17 protein-coding genes, 2 tRNA genes and 1 riboswitch are annotated in these 22,630 nt (G+C 44.1%); of the genes, 12 read left to right on the top strand and 7 right to left on the bottom strand.

Translation table 11 applies throughout. The features are described from left to right. Positions 1–157 precede the first annotated feature (157 nt). The 7 genes from recA (at position 158) to MMOL_RS09670 (ending at position 8,096) form a co-directional block, all read left to right on the top strand. Positions 158–1,186, top strand: coding sequence for a recombinase RecA (gene recA, locus MMOL_RS09640; protein ID WP_015832841.1), 1,029 nt, complete (start codon positions 158–160; stop codon positions 1,184–1,186). Continuing rightward, complete coding sequence (gene recX / locus MMOL_RS09645) at positions 1,179–1,634, top strand: recombination regulator RecX (protein WP_015832842.1); 456 nt, start codon at positions 1,179–1,181, stop codon at positions 1,632–1,634. Before recA ends, recX begins: the two co-directional genes overlap by 8 nt. A 23-nt stretch (positions 1,635–1,657) precedes the next feature. After that, positions 1,658–4,294 (top strand): alanine--tRNA ligase, encoded by a 2,637-nt coding sequence (gene alaS / locus MMOL_RS09650; protein ID WP_015832843.1) that lies wholly within the window; start codon positions 1,658–1,660, stop codon positions 4,292–4,294. Between the two features lie 150 nt (positions 4,295–4,444). Continuing rightward, positions 4,445–5,671, top strand: coding sequence for an aspartate kinase (locus MMOL_RS09655; RefSeq protein WP_015832844.1), 1,227 nt, complete (start codon positions 4,445–4,447; stop codon positions 5,669–5,671). 77 nt (positions 5,672–5,748) lie between these two features. Then, positions 5,749–5,842 (top strand) — tRNA-Ser (locus MMOL_RS09660). 72 nt (positions 5,843–5,914) lie between these two features. Continuing rightward, positions 5,915–5,991: transfer RNA gene (locus tag MMOL_RS09665), tRNA-Arg, on the top strand. 374 nt (positions 5,992–6,365) lie between these two features. Beyond that, positions 6,366–8,096, top strand: coding sequence for a GIY-YIG nuclease family protein (locus MMOL_RS09670; protein WP_015832845.1), 1,731 nt, complete (start codon positions 6,366–6,368; stop codon positions 8,094–8,096). A gap of 343 nt (positions 8,097–8,439) precedes the next feature. On the opposite strand, the gene MMOL_RS09675 is transcribed toward MMOL_RS09670, so the two are convergent. From MMOL_RS09675 to MMOL_RS09685, 3 genes are all read right to left on the bottom strand, one after another. Continuing rightward, positions 8,440–10,563, bottom strand: a complete 2,124-nt coding sequence (locus tag MMOL_RS09675) for a TonB-dependent receptor (RefSeq protein ID WP_015832846.1) — start codon at positions 10,561–10,563, stop codon at positions 8,440–8,442. Between the two features lie 366 nt (positions 10,564–10,929). Continuing rightward, on the bottom strand, positions 10,930–11,205 hold the full coding sequence (locus MMOL_RS09680) for a metal/formaldehyde-sensitive transcriptional repressor (protein WP_015832847.1): 276 nt from the start codon (positions 11,203–11,205) through the stop codon (positions 10,930–10,932). Between the two features lie 309 nt (positions 11,206–11,514). Continuing rightward, positions 11,515–12,027, bottom strand: coding sequence for a hypothetical protein (locus MMOL_RS09685; RefSeq protein ID WP_015832848.1), 513 nt, complete (start codon positions 12,025–12,027; stop codon positions 11,515–11,517). A 680-nt stretch (positions 12,028–12,707) separates the two neighbouring features. Between MMOL_RS09685 and MMOL_RS09690 the strand changes: the two genes are divergently transcribed. Next, complete coding sequence (locus MMOL_RS09690) at positions 12,708–13,223, top strand: hypothetical protein (protein WP_015832849.1); 516 nt, start codon at positions 12,708–12,710, stop codon at positions 13,221–13,223. Positions 13,224–13,428: 205 nt separating this feature from the next. Here MMOL_RS09690 and MMOL_RS09695 read toward each other — a convergent pair whose 3' ends face one another. The 4 genes from MMOL_RS09695 to sugE form a co-directional block, all read right to left on the bottom strand. After that, positions 13,429–14,103 (bottom strand): PepSY-associated TM helix domain-containing protein, encoded by a 675-nt coding sequence (locus MMOL_RS09695; RefSeq protein WP_015832850.1) that lies wholly within the window; start codon positions 14,101–14,103, stop codon positions 13,429–13,431. 148 nt (positions 14,104–14,251) lie between these two features. Next, positions 14,252–14,908: a hypothetical protein gene (locus MMOL_RS11955; protein WP_015832851.1), complete on the bottom strand. Its 657-nt coding sequence runs from the start codon at positions 14,906–14,908 to the stop codon at positions 14,252–14,254. A 15-nt stretch (positions 14,909–14,923) separates the two neighbouring features. Continuing rightward, positions 14,924–17,131: a TonB-dependent receptor gene (locus MMOL_RS09705; RefSeq protein ID WP_015832852.1), complete on the bottom strand. Its 2,208-nt coding sequence runs from the start codon at positions 17,129–17,131 to the stop codon at positions 14,924–14,926. 255 nt (positions 17,132–17,386) lie between these two features. Next, the gene (gene sugE / locus MMOL_RS09710; RefSeq protein ID WP_015832853.1) at positions 17,387–17,707 is read right to left on the bottom strand and encodes a quaternary ammonium compound efflux SMR transporter SugE; all 321 of its coding nucleotides are present in this window, start codon (positions 17,705–17,707) and stop codon (positions 17,387–17,389) included. Between the two features lie 357 nt (positions 17,708–18,064). Between sugE and MMOL_RS09715 the strand changes: the two genes are divergently transcribed. The 4 genes from MMOL_RS09715 (at position 18,065) to MMOL_RS09730 (ending at position 22,066) form a co-directional block, all read left to right on the top strand. Beyond that, positions 18,065–19,747, top strand: a complete 1,683-nt coding sequence (locus tag MMOL_RS09715) for a phosphoethanolamine transferase (RefSeq protein ID WP_015832854.1) — start codon at positions 18,065–18,067, stop codon at positions 19,745–19,747. A 5-nt stretch (positions 19,748–19,752) separates the two neighbouring features. Continuing rightward, positions 19,753–20,175 (top strand): EamA family transporter, encoded by a 423-nt coding sequence (locus MMOL_RS09720; RefSeq protein ID WP_015832855.1) that lies wholly within the window; start codon positions 19,753–19,755, stop codon positions 20,173–20,175. A gap of 4 nt (positions 20,176–20,179) precedes the next feature. After that, on the top strand, positions 20,180–20,938 hold the full coding sequence (locus MMOL_RS09725) for a COG4705 family protein (RefSeq protein ID WP_015832856.1): 759 nt from the start codon (positions 20,180–20,182) through the stop codon (positions 20,936–20,938). Between the two features lie 96 nt (positions 20,939–21,034). Further along, positions 21,035–22,066, top strand: coding sequence for a sulfite exporter TauE/SafE family protein (locus tag MMOL_RS09730; protein WP_015832857.1), 1,032 nt, complete (start codon positions 21,035–21,037; stop codon positions 22,064–22,066). Between the two features lie 236 nt (positions 22,067–22,302). Continuing rightward, positions 22,303–22,535: riboswitch (cobalamin riboswitch) on the top strand. Positions 22,536–22,630 lie beyond the last annotated feature (95 nt).

A 22,630-nucleotide genomic window follows, 5' to 3' on the forward strand; every position in this document is an offset into this window, starting at 1 on the left:
CGCAACCAATCCCGTTGACTTCAAACACAAGATTATTATTTTCAGCATGGTTGCCATAAATACCCGTGCTTAAACGCCTATGAGACTTACGCTAAACTGTAAAATATGGAATAATTGAAAGCTAATTTAAGCACTTCAAAATAAAGGTAAAAACCCAATGGATGACAATAAAGCCAAAGCCCTCTCTGCCGCACTTTCACAAATTGAAAAACAATTTGGCAAAGGGTCTATCATGCGCATGGGTGACAGTGATATCGGCGAAGATATTCAAGCCGTTTCCACTGGTTCACTAGGTCTTGATATTGCTTTAGGCATCGGCGGTTTACCGCGTGGCCGTATCATCGAAATCTACGGTCCAGAATCTTCAGGTAAAACCACACTGACACTGTCTGTCATTGCAGAAATGCAAAAACTAGGTGGCGTAGCGGCGTTTATTGATGCAGAACATGCACTAGACCCACAATACGCAGCTAAATTAGGCGTAAACGTGCCTGATTTATTAATTTCACAGCCAGACACCGGCGAACAAGCACTTGAAATTGCCGACATGTTGGTACGCTCAGGTTCTGTAGATATCGTAGTGGTTGACTCGGTGGCAGCACTAACCCCACGTGCAGAGATTGAAGGCGAAATGGGCGACTCACACATGGGCTTGCAAGCTCGCCTCATGAGCCAAGCGTTACGTAAGCTAACCGGCAACATCAAACGTACCAATACTTTGGTGATTTTCATCAACCAGATCCGTATGAAAATCGGCGTGATGTTCGGTAACCCAGAAACCACCACCGGTGGTAACGCGCTTAAATTCTACGCTTCTGTACGTTTAGATATTCGCCGTACTGGCGCAATCAAAAAAGGTGATGAAATCACTGGCTCAGAAACACGCGTAAAAGTGATTAAAAACAAAGTAGCGCCTCCGTTCAAACAAGCTGAGTTCGACATCATGTACGGCGAAGGCATCTCACGATTTGGCGAAATCATCGAACTCGGCGCCAATATCAAACTGATTGAAAAAGCAGGTGCTTGGTATAGCTATAACGGCGAGAAAATTGGCCAAGGTAAAGAAAATGCAAAAGAGTTCTTGCGCGAGCATCCGGAAATTGCAGCCGAGCTTGAAGCTAAAATCCGTGCCAATGCCAAGTCTCTAAACGAAGGAATGGCTGCACCGCGCGGTGAGGATGACTAAAGAGCTTGCCGCTAAGTCACTGCGGCAGCGCGCTTTAGACTATTTAGCCAAGCGCGAGTACTCATATACCGAGCTTGGCAAAAAATTAAAAGCTTACGCAGATGAGAATGATGACATTGCGGCACTGCTGGATGACTTTAAAGCAAGAGGTTGGCTTTCTGACCAGCGGTTTACTGAGCAAATTGTTCACGCGAGAAAAGCCAAGTTTGGCACAGCCAAGATAGCGCATGAGTTACGTGAAAAAGGTATTTCAGACCAATTAATTACGGATGCGGTAGCAACATTAAAAGCAACAGAGTTAGATAACGCCACAGAAGTGTGGCGTAAGAAATTCAAGGCCTATCCACAAAATCGCGAAGAGTGGGCAAAGCAGGCGAGGTTTTTACAAAGCCGTGGCTTTGGCTTTGAATTGATAAAAAAAATACTAACCGTTAATGATAACGATTAAACCAGCAATTAAAACTAAACTTTATGACCATACAACTTAGCAGCACCCCTAGCAGCAACGAAATCCGTCAGGCCTTTCTTGATTTCTTTGCATCTAAAGGCCACGAAATTGTCAGCTCAAGCTCACTAGTACCGCACGGCGACCCTACCCTACTGTTCACCAATGCAGGGATGAACCAATTCAAGGACGTATTTTTAGGCTTTGATAAACGCCCATATACACGCGCCACTTCCAGCCAAAAATGTGTACGTGCTGGCGGCAAACATAATGATCTTGAGAACGTAGGCTATACCGCACGTCACCATACATTCTTTGAAATGTTAGGCAACTTTAGCTTTGGCGACTACTTTAAAGAAGATGCCATTAAATACGCATGGGAATTGCTCACAGAAGTATTTAAACTGCCTAAAGACAAGTTAACCGTCACGGTATACGCTGAAGATGACGAAGCCTATGCCATATGGAATAACATCATTGGCGTACCCGCCGAACGCATTATTCGCATCGGCGACAACAAAGGCGCACGTTACGCATCAGATAACTTCTGGATGATGGGCGACACTGGCCCTTGTGGTCCATGTACCGAAATTTTCTATGACCACGGTGCACACCATTTTGGCGGCCCTCCAGGCAGCCCAGATGAAGACGGTGACCGTTACATCGAAATCTGGAACAACGTGTTCATGCAATTTAACCGCGATGAAGCCGGCGTGATGCACCCGCTACCGAAACCATCCGTAGATACCGGCATGGGCTTGGAGCGTATATCAGCCGTACTGCAACACGTGCACGCTAACTACGAAATCGATTTATTCCAAACTTTAATCGCAGCAGCAGCACGCGAAACCAAAACGGCAGATTTGAGTATCCCGTCACTTAAAGTGCTGGCTGACCATATCCGTGCTTGCAGTTTTTTAATCGCAGACGGCGTGATTGCAGGTAACGAAGGCCGCGGTTATGTGCTACGCCGTATTATCCGCCGCGCGATTCGCCACGGCTACAAACTAGGTGTACGCAGTGCATTCTTCCACAAAATCGTACCGGATTTAGTGGCGGAAATGGGCGACGCTTACCCTGAGTTGGTAAGCAACCAAGCACGCATCACTGAAATTCTAAAACAAGAAGAAGACCGCTTCTTTGAAACCATTGAAAACGGCATGGCGATTTTAGAATCTGAGCTTGCCAGCACCAAAGATGTGTTCAATGGTGAGACTGCATTCAAACTGCACGATACTTACGGCTTCCCGCTGGATTTAACCGCGGATATTTGCCGTGAGCGCAATGTAGCAGTTGATACCGATGCATTCAATGCAGCAATGGCTCGCCAAAAAGAGCAAGCACGTGCTGCAGGCAAGTTCAAGATGACTGCCAATTTGGAATACGACGGTGTCGCCACCAACTTCCACGGTTATGACAAGCTGGAAACCAGCGCCACTGTGACCGCCTTATATAAAGATGGCGTAGCCGTAACTAAACTGACTGAAGGTGAAGTCGGTGTAGTGGTACTCGACAACACCCCGTTCTATGCAGAATCTGGCGGTCAAATTGGCGACTGCGGTGAACTGCGCGGCACCAACGGTATTTTTGAAGCAGAAGATACGCAAAAAATACAGGCCACCGTATTTGGCCATCACGGCGTACTAAAAACCGGCACATTGAGCGTAGGTGAGCAAGTGAGCGCACGCGTAAACACGCAAGCGCGTACCAACACTATGCGCAACCACTCCGCCACGCACTTGATGCACAAAGCATTGCGCGAAGTGCTAGGTGAGCATGTGCAACAAAAAGGCTCATTAGTCGATACAGACAAAACCCGTTTTGACTTTGTACATACGGCACCGATGACCGATGACGAGATTGCAAAAGTTGAGCAAATCGTCAATGCAGAAATTTTAGCCAATGCTGCATGCCAAGCGCGCGTGATGGATATTGAGTCAGCACAGAACACTGGCGCCATGATGTTGTTTGGCGAAAAGTACGGCGATGAAGTACGTGTGCTGGATATCGGTAGCAGCCGCGAACTATGTGGCGGCACTCATGTCAACCGTACCGGTGACATTGGCCTATTCAAAATCACGTCTGAAAGTGGCGTTGCCGCTGGTGTGCGCCGTGTTGAGGCAACCACAGGCGAAGGCGCATTAAAGCTGATTAACGCACAACAAACATTGATTTCGGCGTTAGCTAATGATTTAAAAGCACCGGTTAATGAGTTAGCTTCTAAAGTAGCGCAACTTAGCGACCATGCCAAATCACTGGAAAAAGAGCTAGCGCGCTTAAAATCAAAACTAGCCTCTTCACAGGGCGATGACTTAGCAACACAAGCCGTTGAAATTGCAGGCGTTAAGGTATTGGCCGCCACATTAGACGGCGCAGATGCCAACGCCCTGCGTGAGACGATGGACAAGCTAAAAGACAAGTTAAAATCTGCAGCGATTGTGCTAGCTAGCGTAAGCGATGGCAAGGTAAGCCTGGCTGCTGGTGTTACTGCGGACTTAACCAGCAAGGTTAAAGCTGGTGAGCTAGTTAACTTTGTTGCTGGCCAAGTTGGCGGCAAAGGCGGCGGCAAGCCAGATATGGCAATGGCAGGTGGCAGCGACGCCAGCCAACTACCGCAAGCACTAGCTAGCGTAAATGACTGGGTGGCTAGCAAACTAAATTAAATATCTAGTATCTGAGTTAGCAGCATCAAGCTAGCCCAATACTAGAAAATGTACGACAGGCTTCACTTAACAGCACTTGCTGTTGGTAAACTTGAACAGTTAAATAAATTAAACACAGTTAAAACAGTTAATAAGGTTAAAAGAACTTTTATGGCACTTATTGTACAAAAATACGGCGGCACCTCTGTTGCTAACCCTGAGCGTATTAAAAGCCTTGCTGCGCGCGTTGCCCGCTACAAGGCGCTAGGCCACCAAATTGTCGTCGTTGTTTCCGCCATGTCAGGTGAAACCAACCGTCTGATTTCATTAGCTAAAGAAATCATGCCGGATCCGGACCCACGCGAACTGGATGTGATGGTCGCCACAGGCGAGCAAGTAACGATAGGCATGACTGCACTCGCATTGATGGAACTTGGCATCAAGGCGAAAAGCTACACAGGCTCACAAGTCAAAATCCTGACCGACAACGCTCACACCAAAGCACGTATCTTGAGCATTGATGAGCACAACATTAAACAAGACCTAGATGACGGCTATGTAGTGGTGGTTGCGGGCTTCCAAGGCGTAGACGCTGATGGCAATATCACCACGCTCGGCCGTGGCGGCTCTGATACCACAGGCGTAGCGCTGGCTGCTGCATTAAAGGCGGATGAGTGCCAAATCTACACCGACGTAGATGGTGTTTACACCACTGACCCACGCGTAGTGCCTGAAGCGCGCCGCCTGGAAAAAATCACGTTTGAAGAAATGCTAGAGCTAGCCTCACAAGGCAGCAAAGTACTGCAAATCCGCTCAGTTGAATTTGCAGGCAAATATAAAGTTAAATTACGCGTGCTATCCAGCTTTGAAGAAGAAGGCGAAGGCACACTAATCACATTTGAGGAAGAAAATACAATGGAACAACCCGTTATTTCTGGCATTGCCTTTAACCGCGACGAAGCCAAAATCACTGTATTAGGGGTGCCTGACAAACCTGGTATTGCTTACCAGATTCTAGGCCCAGTGGCTGAAGCAAATGTTGATGTGGACATGATCATCCAAAACACAGGCGCAGATGGCACTACCGACTTCACATTCACTGTGCATAAAAATGAAATGAACAAAGCCCTCAGTATCTTGCGCGACAAAGTGCAAGGTCACATCGGTGCACGTGAAATTAATGGCGATGACAAAATTGCTAAAGTATCTATCGTAGGCGTTGGCATGCGCTCACACGTAGGCATCGCAAGCCTGATGTTCCGCACCTTGGCAGAAGAAGGCATCAACATTCAAATGATCTCTACTTCTGAAATTAAGATTGCGGTAGTAGTCGATGAGAAGTATTTAGAGCTGGCTGTACGCGTTCTACACAAAGCTTTTGAATTAGAAGCAGCATAATTACAAGTTAACGTTGATTTTTAGAAGCGTTTAGCGTAGTATCACGCCCTCGTAACAAGCGTAGTTAAGAAGTAAACGGAGAGCTGGCCGAGTGGTCGAAGGCACTTCCCTGCTAAGGAAGCATACGGGCTTAAATCTGTATCGAGGGTTCGAATCCCTCGCTCTCCGCCAAGTTTTATCAGTTTAAAATATTTTATTTTTTTACTGGTAAAAATTAAAACTTCTAGTATAATGCACGCTTTCGCGCCCGTAGCTCAGCTGGATAGAGTACTCGGCTACGAACCGAGCGGTCAGGAGTTCGAATCTCTTCGGGCGCACCATAAAAGAAAAAGGGTTAGCTTAACGGCTAACCCTTTTTTTCATTGCCTATTGTTAGCCATATGCTAACGCACCATGACTTCCTGTTTAAGCAGCAGTCTTACCTTTCTCTACAATTCATCCACTAATCAATTTAAGTAGCTTTTTGCTATAGCAGAACCTTCAGCAAGTAACTTAGCTTTGGGTCTCTGCAAACGTTTCTACTTTATTTGCTGGCTATTCTATTTATGATTTATCAGCTAGTATTTAGGTCATGTATTTATAGCACCCCCCGTGTTACATAGACGGGGAAGAATCTGTTGCTAAATAAGTAGCTAATTTCTTAGCCAATTTTATGGGGTTTTATTACCTTCCAAGCTTTTAATTTTGGGTCATAATGTCGAATAAAAAAACTCGCTTAAGTGAGCTCGAAAAAATACATCCAATAGCAGGGATGGATCATCGGCGCTTCATGAGTGAAAAGGGAAACCACTCGTTAATTGCAAGCCTACCTCGTAAAGAAAGAAGAAAGTTAGCTGCGAATAGCAAGCGATTAGCACAGGAATATTATCGAGTATTAAGGCAACTATCTCAGTCTGGAGCAAAATTCCCAACAGATAAGATTCTTCACCAAATGGCGATTGAATATACCAATAGGTACGCATCATCTGGCATATACACACAACCAATCAGTTTTAATTACTTTGAACCTTTTCTTCATATCAAGCTATTTGAACAAGTAGCTCCATATGTGGAAATAGAACAAGAATTCAATCATCTTTTTCAGGCTGAAGATTATTTTGAGTACATCACTTCAGACGATAGCGATGGTTTTGATGTTTCTTCGCTTTTAGACCTACCACAAGATCAGATATTCCACTTCGCCACTAGCGGAATGGTCACGGACATTTCGTTCTTGAACGGAGAAGGAAGAGAGTTCGTAATTGCTGGTTTTTCTATTATTAGGCGAAGAAATTCGCTTCATTGGTACCTTATAGGAGGCGAAGCATTTAGCGACTATGAATGGGAAGTTAAATGTTCAGACGAGTCTGAAATTAAGCTGAATGAAATACCTTTGGCAAAGCGAGCGTTTATAGCTGAAATTTTATCAAAAAATGAATCTCACCTAGGAAAACCAATACCTTTGGAGGGAACTGAGACGCATTTAAGAACAATTATTGCTGGCGAATTTGACATAAGGGAAAACAAGCATCTATCTCGGTGTTATCTCGCTGAATATCAGAACTCATTTGATGTGATTTGCGATGACCCAGAGGTTTTTGAAACCATTAGTAACGCTAATACTAGAGAGAATATTCTCTCAATTATGGCCGAGCGGTTTAATCGTTCAGCAGTTTTATTTTCGTTGGCTGAAGGTCTGTTACAACTGCCAAGGTACTTCAATACAAGATTAGCGATAAACAAAGAAGCTACAAACAAGTCTAATAGACGGGTTACAAAGAAAAAAGGAGGAAAAGGCTTAAGTGGTTACTATACTGTGATACCAGCTTTAGAAACCAATAGTAGCGCGCCAACCTCAACCATTACGATGGTAAATTTGCCTCAGTACGAAATAGAAACGGAAGGACATTGGCGAAAGCTGACAGACAATCAGCTTGGTGTTGATAGGCATGGCAACAGTGTACTTGGAAGAACATGGGTTGCCTCCTCTAGTAAATGGAAGCCCATCGGACCTACCGCAACAACGATATTTTTAAAAGACTCGTTGGGTGCAGCCAAACTTAAAATTGCCCAGTATTTAGAAGCATCAGATAGGGTCGAAGAAAAGGCTAGAGCTGAACGCGCTGAACCTCAATCAGATATGGGCGAGTTATATGTGATGCGTTGCCCTGCCATGAAGGAACAAATATTTAAGGTTGGTTTTACAACTGGTGACTCTAACGAGCGAGCTCAACAGCTCTCTTCAGCGACAGGCGTACCATTGGCGTTTGTCGTCATAAAAAAATGGCGACATGCAAATGCAAAGAAATTGGAAACGGATGTTCATATGATGCTTACTCCATATCGTTTAAGCGACAGTCGCGAGTTTTTTATGGTAACGTATGATGTAATAGAAAAAATAATTGAGTCAGTGATTACACGAACGGCAGATGAAACAAAAACATAACGTTGTCATTTACTATAAAGCCAACTTAGAATTCCTGATAGGCAGTTTAAAATGTCTGCAACGAGTAAGATAAATATCTTTCAGAACATCATAACAAGCTAAATCCAGTTACCAAATTCATCCGAACCAGTGAGTCAATCAAGAAAATAACAACTCTGCTTCCCAATGCCCAGTTTCATCATCTCGGGCGCGCCAAATAAGAAAACTAGTGCTTATCTAAAGCTGATCTATTGGTACATTTTAATTATAGCTCTCGCTGTAAAAAAATCGCGGCTGTGATTTAATCAGCAGCCGCGAAATAGAATTTGTTGCTTTACCCCATCACTGATGGGCGTGATATTAATTAAAGACTAAGACGTAGCCCCAGCCTTACACTACGTGGCTCTAAAGGATGTATTAGACGCCCATCTATACCTGCTCCACCGCCGCAACCGGCACCCTCTACACGGCTACAGCTTGCACCGAAGTACTCAATATCGTTCGCGGTGCTATTAAATATATTCAACACATCTATGCTGAACTGAATATGTTTATCGTATCGATAACCTAACTTCATATTAGTTGACCAAAAGGCCTTGGATTTAAGTGTGCCGGTTTCTTCTAATGGATAGGCACCCAAATAACGGGCACGCACACCACCAAACCACTTGCCACCAGTATCGTGAGTAACAGCTAACGATGCTGTAACAGGAATGGCATTGGGGACTCTATTGCCGCCATTGCTACTGGTATCAAAACGAGCATGCGAAACTGCGACATCGGCATCTAAAATCAAACCATCATGACTGTAGTAGTTAGACCACTCAACCCCACGTCGCTTAGAGCCTCCTTTCGGCTCGGTAACACCTTCATCACCGATATACACCAGCTCTGAGTCTAATGCCACCTGCCACAAGGTTAAACTGCTATGCCAGTTAGGCAGAAATTGAGTGCGAACACCAACCTCACTACCAACAACTTTTGCTATCAATGGGATGCGTTGTAATGATGAGCCATCAACCGCATTGGTCGTTGCCGTGCTGCCCCGGCCATCGTTACTATGGAAACCGTGCCCCCAATTGGCATAGAACTCTGTTTTATCAAATGGACCCAATACGACGCCAAGTTTAGGGCTCACCTGATGGTCACGCCCCGTGCCACCATTATTGATATTAAACTCACCGCCCTTATTGTTAATTTCAGATTTTATGCCATCCCAACGCAAGCCGACATTGGTGCGCAACCAGTCAGTCCATTGCGTATTGAGATTAGTAAATAAGCCTAAACCGGTTTGATTAACTGCATCACTACGTGTTGTGCTATTGCGCACACGATTGCTAGTTTGATATAAGCCTAATTCAGACATACGATCATGCCTAAGCTGTAAGCCTAAGTCCAAAATAGAATTTTTACCCGCCAAGCGAATATCTTGCTCACGCGCTACCTGACCGCCCCAGGTTAAACGTTTATCCGCCTGCTCATGCTGCCCATCTAGCAAGCCAGATGGCGTAGAAAAAAGATTTAGCTGGTAATCAATCAAATAGGCATTGGCCTTCCAGCGCCCCTTTTCATCGGACTTAACCATCTCACCGTTTAGGCTGTAACGATGCGTTTTACCGCCATCGGTTGGTGCCAAGGTACCGTACTTACCGATTTCTCCACTCTCAATCGCTCTTACTGGTACTTGCTCGGTAGCCGTCCAACTGTTCTCATAAGCCATAGCAGTTAACGAGTAACCTTCATAGGCATTGCCAGATGACAGCCTTAACACCCCATTACGTTTGACTAGATTTTCTGATTGATCCCATGGTCCATCATTGCCTACCAATTCCAATGCCGCCAACAAGTTAACATTGTCAAATTTATGACTGCCTGCGCCTAAGAAACGTTTGTATCCATATTGCCCCAAACTAAAATCGACAAATGGCGTATCCAAGGTTTTCACATAGTCTATACGTGCAGAGCCCGCCACGGCAAAGTCACCATCTTCCGCGGCATAAACGCCTTTTCTGTAACGTAAAGTACCAATCAATTCAGGGATTAAAAAATTCAAATCCATATAGCCCTGCCCATGCGCATGCGTCACATTATTAACTGGCATGCCATTGACATGGGTTGCGAAGTCGCTGCCATGGTCAAGATTAAATCCTCGTAGAAAATACTGATTCGCTTTTCCGCCACCTGAATGCTGTGTCACGATCATGCCAGGCACAGTCTCCATCACTTCTGCTGGACGCAGCAAAGGCCGTGCTTTAAGTTGCTGAGCAGTCACCGTGCCTTCACTAGCACTATCTGCGATACCGATTAACGCTTGGCTTTGTTGCTTTACCACAATCTCTTCTAAGATTATCTCATCAGTAGCGGGCAGACCTGCTGCTTGCGCCATAGGCACCGGTAACGTGCTTAATACCATGACATTGAGTAAATTGATAAGGCGATGATTTTGCTTAGACGACTTTGTGATACTTAACTTTTTCTGAAATGCCATACTTTCACTCTTGATATTCGTTACGCTCATACAGCCCCAATAAAGACATAGGGGGTATACCTATATGAGAGTTTACAGTATTTTTCGTGCTGTAAAGAAATCACATATATTTCAAGTGGTTAGAATTGATGAATTTAGCCTACAGTTTAGCGAGCAATATTTTTATGATAGGTTGCTGCCAATACAGCAAACCTGATGGCGGGAATTTATAAGTGTTTTACAAACTTGTAAACGATTGATAAGTAAAAAAAGTCTTATTGCCGTTAAGTTATACCTAAAATAAAACTTAATTCTAAGTAGAATTTAATCTAGGTAAAGATCAACCAAGAGAGACTGGATATAAGTAAGGCAGAATCTAAGTAAAGCTTATTTAAGATACGTTTTTAACACATTAATCACTTCATCTAAATCTTGTTGGCGCTCTTCAGAAGTATGACTATTCTCACCTAAATGCTCACGAATATGCCCTTCAAGCGCCTCTGACATTAAGCCATCGATAGCCCCCCTCACCGAAGCAACTTGATGCAAGAATGCAGAACAAGCCACACCATTTTTAAGTGCGTGATCAAGCGCCTCGACTTGCCCTTTAATGCGATTTAAACGAGCGAATAGTTTCGGGGAGTTTTGATTCACGTGAGACATAACATACCTTTTAAATGAGTAGGCTTTAATTGAGATAGAGGCTTAATCCGGTACGAATTAAGCCTCTATTATAAAACCAATGCCTAAAAAAATTAATGCTGAAAGGTATTAATTATCCTAAGTATGCCATCTAGTAACCGTCAGGATGGTTGCTGGTGATTGATACTTGGGGTTGATTTGAGTTGGGTATTTTTTGTTAATGCGGCTCAAGAGAGCAAGCCCAAAGTAATGTGCTCCCACCACACTCCAATCCCTACCTTGGGCCCAACGCGATTTGTAGATTTTTTCAATAACAGGCTGTTAAAATGCTTAATCGCCACAACTCACAAATGTTTTTGAGAGATCATTGCCATTAATATATACAGTCATTTTTTCTATATTATTGGTTGTATCTTTCACACCAATATCTGAGTAACGCACTTCAGATAGCGTAACGGTTTGACCAGGGCAATCCAGTGCGTCACCTGATGGCGGCTCTATCCTTAGGCAGGCATTAATTGCACCGTTTTTAGCGGAAGAAAACGAACCTGATTTGGATACAGGGCCTGTGAAATTAACTTTATTAGCCGCTGCAGGGCAGTTACCGCCGTTGTTGACACAGACGTAGGTGGCGGTTGCACTTTGCGCGCTTGCCAGATAGCTGATTGATTGATTATTACCGACCCCAGCTTCTTTCCAGCACACGTCAACGCTGCCTTGGTTAGCTGGGGGTGCTGCAAATTTAGCAGTAACTGGCCCAATAAAATGGGGATTACCGCCGGCAAGAACAATATTTGGAATTAATGCGGCAGAAAAAATGGCCGCAACGACCAACTTTTTCATTATGATTCTCCTTACATGGTAGACACGAATAACACGAGGCAATCCGCGCAAAAGAGTTTTAAATCAGATGTTGCCCACAACAGCGATAGTCTATGAAGGTCTACAATCTTTGTAAATCCGTGCGAGCACTTACTCAGGCAGCATCAGGCCAAATAATGCAATTTATTAGCCCACACAATGTCGAGTCCTGTGTGAGAGGGTTTGAATGCCTTCGTTACATGGTCATTTAACACTAAGCTCTGCCGATACTGTTACGTGGCAGTTTTACCTCTGTTGAAAAGGTGTTTCGGCACCAGATAAAGATAAAAAAGACTGTAAATTCCTATCGTTTTCTGGGGTATCCCAAAAGGACGATTAACGCGCCGCACAACAACTGTGACCAGAACTTTGATAAGTAAATAGGGTCTGATTTCAATTGGCGTAGCTACCAACTTTTTAGCGTACAAGCGTGGTAATCAAGCAGTTATCTGGCTAAAGGGTTTTCGTTAGAGATAGTCTTGATAGACAAGGCACTTAGCCAAAAAGCAGATTTATCAAAAGGTAAGTTAATAAAGTATTGCAATCAGTGCAAGCAGTTGTTTGAAAGCGGTAGATGATTATGTGTAGATGACTAAGCTTGTTAATATTGAGTTTGGTTAAGCGACGCTAAACGCCAACTGCGAGGCACATAGGAGAACGCGATGAGACGTAGACTTTATTTCGTGTTACCAGACATTAAAAGTGCGCAAGTGATGATGAATGAATTATTGCTGGCGCGCATTGGCGCTAATCATATTCATTTTCTGGCTAGACCAGACAAGCCGTTAGGAGACTTGCCTGAGGCAAACGTACTGGAACGGTCAGAAGTCGTTTTCTGCGCAAGTGTGGGCATGCTGCTAGGTGCGGTATTGGGGGCACTGGCCGGGGTATTGGCAATCATGGTGCCATGGTGGTTCGGCCCGGTGTCAACGGCAATCATTCCCTACACCATGTTTATAGGTGGCGTGGCAAGCTCCATTTGGGCGGGCACCTTGGCGACAGGCGTGCCTAACCATAGGCTAGAGGCGTACAAACAGCAAATTTACGCTGGCAAAGTGTTGATGATTGTTTCTGTACCCCTACACAGGCTCATGGAGATTCGCGATATCTTGATTAAAAGACATCCCGAAGCCGTCTATGAAGGGACTTGGCCAACTGACCACGTATTGTTCCCTTAATCACACAGCAGCATTCCTTATCAAGCTGCGTGGGTAAAGGAGTCGGTCTTTTTGAACGCTGCTTGTTATAAGTTTCTAGTAAGCAAAACTAGTGATGGAATGGCTAGAGACTAATGTGCGGAGCGCACCTGTGGTTCATGATTTCAGCTGCCTAGGGGAGGCGCGGAACTCTGCCTCCCCTAGGCACCAGATTAAAGTACAAACACTACATCATCGCTAGCGTAAACCATACCGTAAGCACTAAAGAGCCAGTCATCAGGCCTGTCATCACCAACCGTGAGCCACGCATCTTTGTCCACAACAGTACACCAGTGATTGATAATATAATAATCGCTCCGGCAATGGAATCTGCCAGTAGCACCCATGCAGGGCTAGCGCCCACGCCTTTATGCATGCGCGTAATAAAGCCCCATACGTTAGCATCTTCGCGTTTGACGGTAGCATACTGGTTACCTGCAATGTATTCAGCTTGAATTTTGGCCTGTGGTAATTGAAACACGACTTGCCAGGCTTGCGGCTGCGGTAGCTCTGCATCCAAAAACTTTACACGCGCCACTTTGCCGCTACCCTTCTCAGAGCCTTTGCCGTTGGCTGGTTTTTCTGGAACCGGCTCATGCTGAATATTCAATGACTTTTGAATAAATAAAGCCAACTCCTCAGTGCTGCTAGGCTGAGGTTGCAACACCTTCAGCTGGATTTCAGAAGCTTCCAACTTAACAGCTGGAATCTTAAGCACCGCACGATGATTGAGAATGAACCCACTAATCCCAAACAGCAAGCCGAGAATAGCGCCCCAAAGCCCCAGCCAGCCATGAATTTTGCGCAATAAACGAATAAAGTTAGCGCGTTTGGTATGGTCTGAAATTGGTTTAGCTTGCATAGTCTGTCCGTAAAATAAAAACACCTGCAACCAACGGTTGCAGGTTTTGATAACTTATCTTTATAAGGCTTATTTTAATCGCCAAAAAGTTAGGTGTTTACTAAATAATCAGATCAGCACCTAACAATCCGCCTAGGTTAATAAGCGCTTACTGCTTGATAAAACTCAGGGTACCCACATGGCGGATACCTTCATACGCCGTGCCACCATACTCTCCTTGCACTGGCTCCACATAAACCACATGAACAACGTACAAACCAGTCCACGGAGTTTTTACTGTGACTTCACCTACATCATTGCTCTGCAGTTCTTGCATCCATTGATTGGGCGCAATGATTTCCAGTTTGGCTTTTGCTAAAGGCTTGCCATGCAGGCTCACCCTTACCTTACCTGCACCTAATGGCTGAATATCAAAATCTAAACCAGAAGCCGCCTCATTATCGGCCGCTGCAAAGCGCGCATAATACATCGGCTTAACCACACCAATATTGTTTTTACGCAAATCCTTCACCTGCATTTTCACTTCTTGGATTACCACTGGCTGCTTGCCGGAATCGGCCAATGCCAAATGATTTGCCTCACGTGTGTACGTAATAGGTACCAGCTTATTGCCTTTCACTACACTGGCTTCTGGCATCGCGATATTATCCAACTTGCCACCTGTCACTTCACGTAAATCTTCACCATACTCGCCAAAATACATGTGCATTTGTTTACCACTAGGCTCCAGCCAAATATAGTGTGCATATGCTGGTAGCGTGGTCAGTAATAGACCTGCAATCATTAGTTGTTTCAATAATTTCATGGTTGACTCCTAATCTTAGTTCAAATCAAATCGTACGGTTGCCATCACGCTACGTGCATCACCAGGCAAGGCACCAATAAATGTAGGCACTGAGTAATAGGTTTTATCAGTTAAGTTTTTGAAGTTAACCGTTAAGTCCCATTTTTTCTGGCGTAAAAAGATAGACGCATCATAAACAACATAAGAAGGCACTTTTAATAGGTTTAGTGAATCTGCGTATGACTCACCTTTATACGTAGCGCCGATACCGGCACCTAAACCATGCCATGTTGCAGAAGTTGGCTGCCAAGTTAGCCATACCCGGCCTGAATCTTTCGATGTACCTGTAGGCAAATTGCCTTTTACTGGCGTTGCCACTGGTTGCACTAAAGCCAAGGTTGCCAAGTTGTCAGACATATTCTTAGGGTTGAGATGCGTATAGTTGGCCACCAGTTTCAGTTCAGAGTTAATAGCGCCAATTGCATCGATTTCGATACCTGAGGTCTCGTCTTTGCCATCTGGCGTGGCGATAGAGGTGCCTGGTAGCGTCACATAGTAATTACTACGCTCAGCTCTGAATAACGCAAGATTTAAATCTAAACGACCATCAAATAGCACACTTTTCACACCAATTTCTTTGCTTTGCGATTTTTCAGGATTCGTACTTAACGCTGCAGATTCCGTAGCGATATTAATAAACGCACCGCGTGACACCCCTGCATAGAAAGACAGCTCTGGGATAGGTTGGTAAACCGCACCTAACTGATGGCTGGTCAGGTTTTGTTCATCGGCAATACGACGATAGGCGGTTGTGCCTTGGGCGCCTTTATCGCTAAAGTCCACATTGTCATGACGAAGACCTGCACGCAGTTTCACCTGCTCTGTCACTTTTACTTGGTCCTGCACGTAAATGCTCTTTGTGGTCGAATCTAATTGGCGGTTAAACCCTTGTGAGGCTACCGATGCAATACCATTAAGCGTTTTTTCTGGCACAACAGGGTTATTGGCATTGGCGATATTAGGCAGGTTGTAACCTACACGCACACTGTCGATTTGCGTATTTTGCCACTCAACCCCAGCAAGAAAAGTATGCCCCAAGCTACCGGTATTAAACTTCATCGTAGCCTCACTGGTAAAGTCTAGGTATTCAGCATCATCAACCTGGCTACGAATGCTTCTACCGGTAATCACGTTGGTGTTGTTTACAACGTTTGCACCTCCGTTACGTAAGAAACTAATATCTCGATTATCGTAAACCAGTGAAGTTTTTAACTTAAAGTCATCACTAGGTTTCCAGTCATGTGTGGTGGCAAAGCGGTTAATCTCTTGCTTTACATAATTCATCGGGCTATAAAGGCGCTCTTTGCGGCCAGGTGCGGTTACTAAATCACCTTTGCTATTAAAGCTTACGCCGTAATTATCTGGCGTTAATTTAATGTCTCGGTAATCATAATCCAGCGTAAGCGTTTGCGTATCGCTCAGATTAAAGCGCACTGAAGGCAAGATTTCAGTAATCTCACGCCCTAAACCACGGAAGCCGTCACTACGCTCATATCCTACGTTTAAGCGCGTTGCTACGCCATTCACTGCACCACCAAAATCGCCAGACACGCGTTGCGTATCAAAACTACCGGCACCCATTTCAATCTTAGCGATGGTTTTATCTGTCGGCTGTTTGGTAATTACATTTACGCTACCACCAGGTTGGCTTGAGCCATACAATGCTGAGCCTGGGCCTTTAAGCACCTCAATAGACTCAATATCCGTCATGGTGCGGTAATAACCATTTTGGGTACTGCCATCCACAACACCATCTCGCAGCCAACGCATATTCAAACCGCGAATATTGAAGTTATCGGCAAATCCATAGCCACCCGCATAGTTTTGCTGTACACCACTTACATTCATTAGCGCATCATTCATACCCTTGGAGCCTTGGTCTTCTAACACTGCTTTCGGTATGCTGATAATACTGGCTGGAATATCAATGGCTGGTGTTTCTGTTTTACTGCCAGTGGTTGTACGCACAGACTGGTAATCACGCGTAATAGATTTAGTTTCAGTCACACTAACTTCTGGCAGTGTTTCAGCCTGCTTGGCGCTGGTGCCATCTTGATTTAAATTCAACACTGGAGTGGCTGGCGTGTCAGTGGCTGTTTCGGCAAAAACCGATACTGGCATGACACTTAATGCGGTGAGTACTGCGCAGTGCAGTGGCGTAAAGCGGAAGATAGAGCGCTGCATAACATATCCTTTAGAATCCCATTAAAACTTATTAACAGAAATGATAATGAGAACGATTATCATTAATTAAAAATGGCATTCTACATAAATAAATATTAAATCGCTACTTATTTGATTAGATTAAGGTATGCCGCAAAACAAAAAAGCTAAACCTCAAGGAGGTTTAGCTTTTTATTGAACTGCTCAGAAATAAAATCCCACTCACTTGTATGGCGCAATTTATATCGCACCATACACGGAGTTAGACCATTAAGATTATATGGTAGTGCTTAACTTCAGCCCTACAATGCCAGCAAAGATAAGTGACAGACTAAGTAACCTACCTAAGTTTGCGGACTCACCAAATAGCAAAATACCGAAAATTGCCGTGCCAATAGCGCCAATTCCCACCCAAACTGCATACGCAGTCCCTACGGGTAATGATTTCATTGCCATTCCCAGTAGCCAAACGCTCAGTATCATGGCCAACACTGTGACCACCGTTGGCCATAATCGCGTAAAACCTTCGGTATACTTTAGGCCTATTGCCCATACTACTTCTAACAACCCTGCCGCAACAAGAATCGCCCAACTCATCACTAATACCTCACAAAAAATATTGGGTCGTCCCGAAATCAATCAAATGAGTAAGGTCGTCCTTACTTACCGCGTACAGAATCAAGTTTAGCACTAGAATTGAGTAACTGCGCGCCTTCTAGGTGCCCATTAACGCTATCACTCAACCTTATCTACACACACGCTAACGCTAACAAGCATCAATAAATAGCCTACAATTTATGCAGTGCCAGATTGATGTATTTTAGTAATTCACGCAATTATTGCATCAAGCGCTAGCCGCAACCAACTATTTCCCATATAAATCAATAGAGTAGATATTTGGCACATTAACTGCATTTACCTTAAAAAATATTATAAGCCAAGGTATACCATACTATGCAGTCAACGCATCCAGAAATTACTAATCAGGCAGTATTGCCAAAATTTCTGAATCAAACACAAGCAATATTGTTAGTTGCTGCGTTCATCATGCTGACAGGCAACTTCGCTCTGTTTCACGGCATTGTGCACATATACCCACTGACGGTTGCCAACGTGCCATTTTTAACTTCATTAGCTTTATTCTTTAGCGCACTTACCGCGATTTTTTTCCTAGCTATATGCCACGGGAGATTTACACGCTGGATCTTGGCATTGTTTGTCGTCATTGCATCGCAAGCCGCTTACTATATGGATCACTTAGGTATCATTATTGATACAGTCATGATTGATAACATCATGCAAACCAGTGTAAATGAGTTTGCTGGCTTAATCACCATGAGTTTAATCGTCAGAACTTTGGCATTGGGTGTGCTACCGGCATGGTTAATCGTTAAGTACTTCCCCTCCCCTAGCAACTTCAAATCAGAATTAAAATCCAGATTAAAAACCATCTTCTTCTGCTTGGCAGGCATTATTCTGCTCGTGCTGCCGTTCACCGCCGATTACAGCTCGTTTATACGTGAACATAAAATCGTCAGGTTCTACGCAAACCCAACCTATGCAGTGTACTCGGCCATTAAATACTTAACAGACCAAGCCAAAGCGCCAAGTAACCCAACTCTCAATAAAACAGCGGAAGATGCAGTATTAATTGACTCAAGCACCAGCAAGAAGGAACTTATTATATTAGTGGTGGGTGAAACAGCGCGTGCCGATAGATTCTCATTAAACGGCTATCAGCGCGAGACCAATCCATTACTCGCCAAACAGAATGTTGTCAGCTTTAGCAACGTCAGTTCATGCGGCACCTCAACTTCGGTATCGGTTCCCTGCATGTTTTCGTCATTAGGGCGCAGCAAATACGATAAAGAAAAAGCACTGGAACAAGAGAACTTGTTAGACGTACTAAAGAAAAATGGTATCGAAGTGTTATGGCGCGACAACAACTCAGACTCTAAAGGCGTGGCTACCAGGGTGAGATATGAGGACTTCAAATCGCCTACCCTTAACCCGGTTTGCGAGGGTGAGTGCAGAGATATCGGCATGTTAAGCGGGCTGGATAAATATATAGAGGCGCACAAATCTCAGGACATGATGATTGTATTGCACCAAATGGGCAACCACGGCCCTGAATACTACCGCAGATACCCCAAAGCATTTGAGCGCTTTAAACCTGCTTGCCAAACCGGTGAGCTCAGAGATTGCTCTAAACAGGAAATTGATAATGCCTACGACAATGCAATTTTATATACAGATTACTTCTTGTCCGAGGTAATTAATTTCCTCAAAAAATATGACAGTACGCACGAAACGGCCATGCTCTACGTTTCAGATCATGGCGAGTCCTTAGGTGAGCATGGCATTTACTTACATGCTGCACCATACATGATGGCGCCTAAAGAGCAAACGCATGTGCCAGTAATCGTATGGGCGGGCCAAAACTTTGATTATCGTTTAGATGATATTAAATCGTATCAAAACCATGCACTGAGCCACGACGATTTATTTTGTACGATATTAGCCTCGTATGAATTAGATTCACATATATGTGCAGCCAAGAAAGGTATTTTCTCTAAAAATACCGTGCTCAAATCAGCCGCCCTAGCTAATCAGAATCAGGACCTGAAGGTGGATTAACGCACATGGAACGCTGGGTTGCATACGCGATTATCTCCATGCTATTTGCAGGCTTTACTGCCGTCATTGCCAAACAAGGGTTAACTGACATTTCTGCTGAATTAGGCTTAACGGTAAGAACGCTGTTTGTTTGTGCATTTATTATTTTCTTTGGCTTGCTCAGCATAGCCCCCGCCGAAATTAAAAACCTGCAAAAACATCACTATATTTGGCTAGCACTCTCTGCGCTCACTACCGCCGGTTCTTGGATTTTTTATTACAAAGCGCTAAAAATGGGAGATGTAGCAACCGTAGCATTGATTGATAAGGGCAGCGTTGTAGTCACCGTGCTATTGGCATGGTTGTTATTTAAAGAAGCCATCACCTTGCGCATGATGATAGGTGCTATTTTGATAGTAGCTGGCGTTATCGTACTCTCAAGAAAATAGCAGCATGAATGCCACCATAAAAAACACACTGATAAAAGTACCGGAAGTCACACTGATATTTTGGATAATTAAAATTGCGGCAACCACACTAGGTGAAACTGGGGGCGATGCCGTTTCAATGTCCATGAATCTTGGGTACCTCGTTGCGACTATCGCTTTTACCGCGGCATTCCTATTAGCTGTCTTTACACAGATTACCGTGAAGCATTTTAACCCTTGGCTTTATTGGACCACCATTATCGCCACCACTACCGTAGGCACTACTTTAGCTGATTACGCAGACCGCTCGCTGGGTATTGGCTATGCGGGCGGTACGTTACTTCTATTTACGCTGCTTATGTCATCCCTCTTTATTTGGTATCGTACACTGGGCTCGGTGTCTATTACGGTGATTACCTCTAAAAAAGCGGAAATGTTTTACTGGTTAACCATCATGTTTTCTCAAACACTGGGTACAGCACTAGGTGATTGGGCTGCAGATAGTGCAGGACTTGGATATATCGGTGCAGCAATCATCTTTGGCGCCATGCTTGCTTTGATTGTTGTGGCTTATTATAAGTCTAATATCTCCAACACTATTTTGTTCTGGGCGGCATTTATTCTAACGCGCCCACTGGGTGCGGTTGTTGGCGACTTTCTTGATAAACCTTTAGCCGCAGGTGGCTTAGCACTTAGCCGCTATTCCGCCTCTATGGTCTTAATGGTGCTGATTATCGGCTGTATCACTATATTCAAACAATCCGCAGCCAAACGCACGCATTAATGTAAACCCGCCTCATATTTTTAAGATGTATCGCGCTAAAGCATTAGCAGCTATCCGTACTCATCGCCTTTTTACCTACTCAAAAAAATAACGCTCATGATTTTTTTCTCCATTTTTATTGCCGCTCTATTGGCATTTTCTATTAGTGTGATTTGTGGCGGTGGTGCAGGCTTATTGCTTATCCCCATCTTAGGTTACGCTTTGCCGGCATCGCAAATACCGGCCGCATTATCTATCGGCACCTCGGTAAACTCGGTGACCAAACTTTCCTTGTTCTACTCAAAAATAAACTGGCATATCGTTAGACTTTTTTTACCGGCGGCACTGCCAGGTGTGGCGTTAGGCGCTTGGCTGTTAAGCTATTTAGACCCAACTTACGTTGAGCTATGCATGGCAATATTTTTAGTTTCCAACTTGCCTTATTTGTTTAGAAAAGAAACTGTGGCTAATGCAAAACCCAATTATTCCAATCAGTTTTTACGTGCCATTGGCTTGTTGGCTGGGTTTATTTCTGGGCTAACTGGCGCAGTGGGCGTGTTATTTAATGGCGTATATTTACGCTATGGCTTAGTTAAAACTGAAATCGTTGCCACCCGCGCCGCTAATGAAATTTTGCTACATATCATCAAGCTCTTTTTATATGCTTACCTATGCTTATTTACGCTTAAAGTGTTAGAAATTGGCCTGATCGTCGCGGCAGCTGCCGTGCTTGCAACTTATCTAATGAAATTTATTCTGCCCAGAATATCCACTGCTAGGTTCAGTAAGTTTGGCTACGGCGCAATGGTGGTATCAGGTGCGCTACTGTTTAACAGTGCAATTTTACGCGTGCAAGAAATGCATAACCCAAGCATACACGTCATGCGTATGGCAAAAGGTTATGACGCATCATTCAGTTGGAATGATTTACTGTACAGCGTTGAGTTTAAGTATAGCGAAGGCTTTGAACTTGAACGTATTATCCCAGTGAGCTCATTAACACTCGCCAAGCAAACCTTGGTACAGGCTCACAAAGGCGATGCGTCTAAAATCGTGATTGAAAAGGTATATTCGATCAAAAAAATTTCTTATGAGGCTTATTACTACGATGCCAACGACCAACTGCTGAACAAAATTAAATTTAATTGATGCATGTATCAGCACTAGCCTCAACAACGCGTGATCAAGGCTGGTTAGCCAAGTAATATCGTAAAACCAAAGCTTATTCTGAAGGACTAGAGGCAAGCGCACCATGCCTGATTTCTGCTTTTAACACACAAAAATAAATTAATTAAAAAATCCTTATAAAACATATATATGGAATTTTAAATCAGACCAATATCAATATATTGTGTTTTTTATATTGCAACCACCCGTTATATTGCGTTATATTTCTCGCATACGGTTCTTATTTTTCAGTCGAAATTTAAGATAATAGGGAATCCGGTGCGAAGTTTGGCGTAACGCAAACATCAATACCGGGGCTGCCCCCGCAACTGTAATCAGAGAGTTATTTTGTATTTCTCGCCACTGAATTTTAGTGAATTAAAATTTGGGAAGGCTAGCAAAATAATGATGACCTGAAAGCCAGGAGACCTGCCGTAGACATTTTTCACACCGCACTGGGGTGAATACTTTTATAACGTTTGAGGCGGGGTGTCCTCGGCAGATGGATAGATTTAATCTATCCGCCATGCTGGTCTTTGTTTGGCG

The sequence above is a fragment of the Methylotenera mobilis JLW8 genome (assembly GCF_000023705.1).
Classification (GTDB): Bacteria; Pseudomonadota; Gammaproteobacteria; order Burkholderiales; family Methylophilaceae; genus Methylotenera; species Methylotenera mobilis.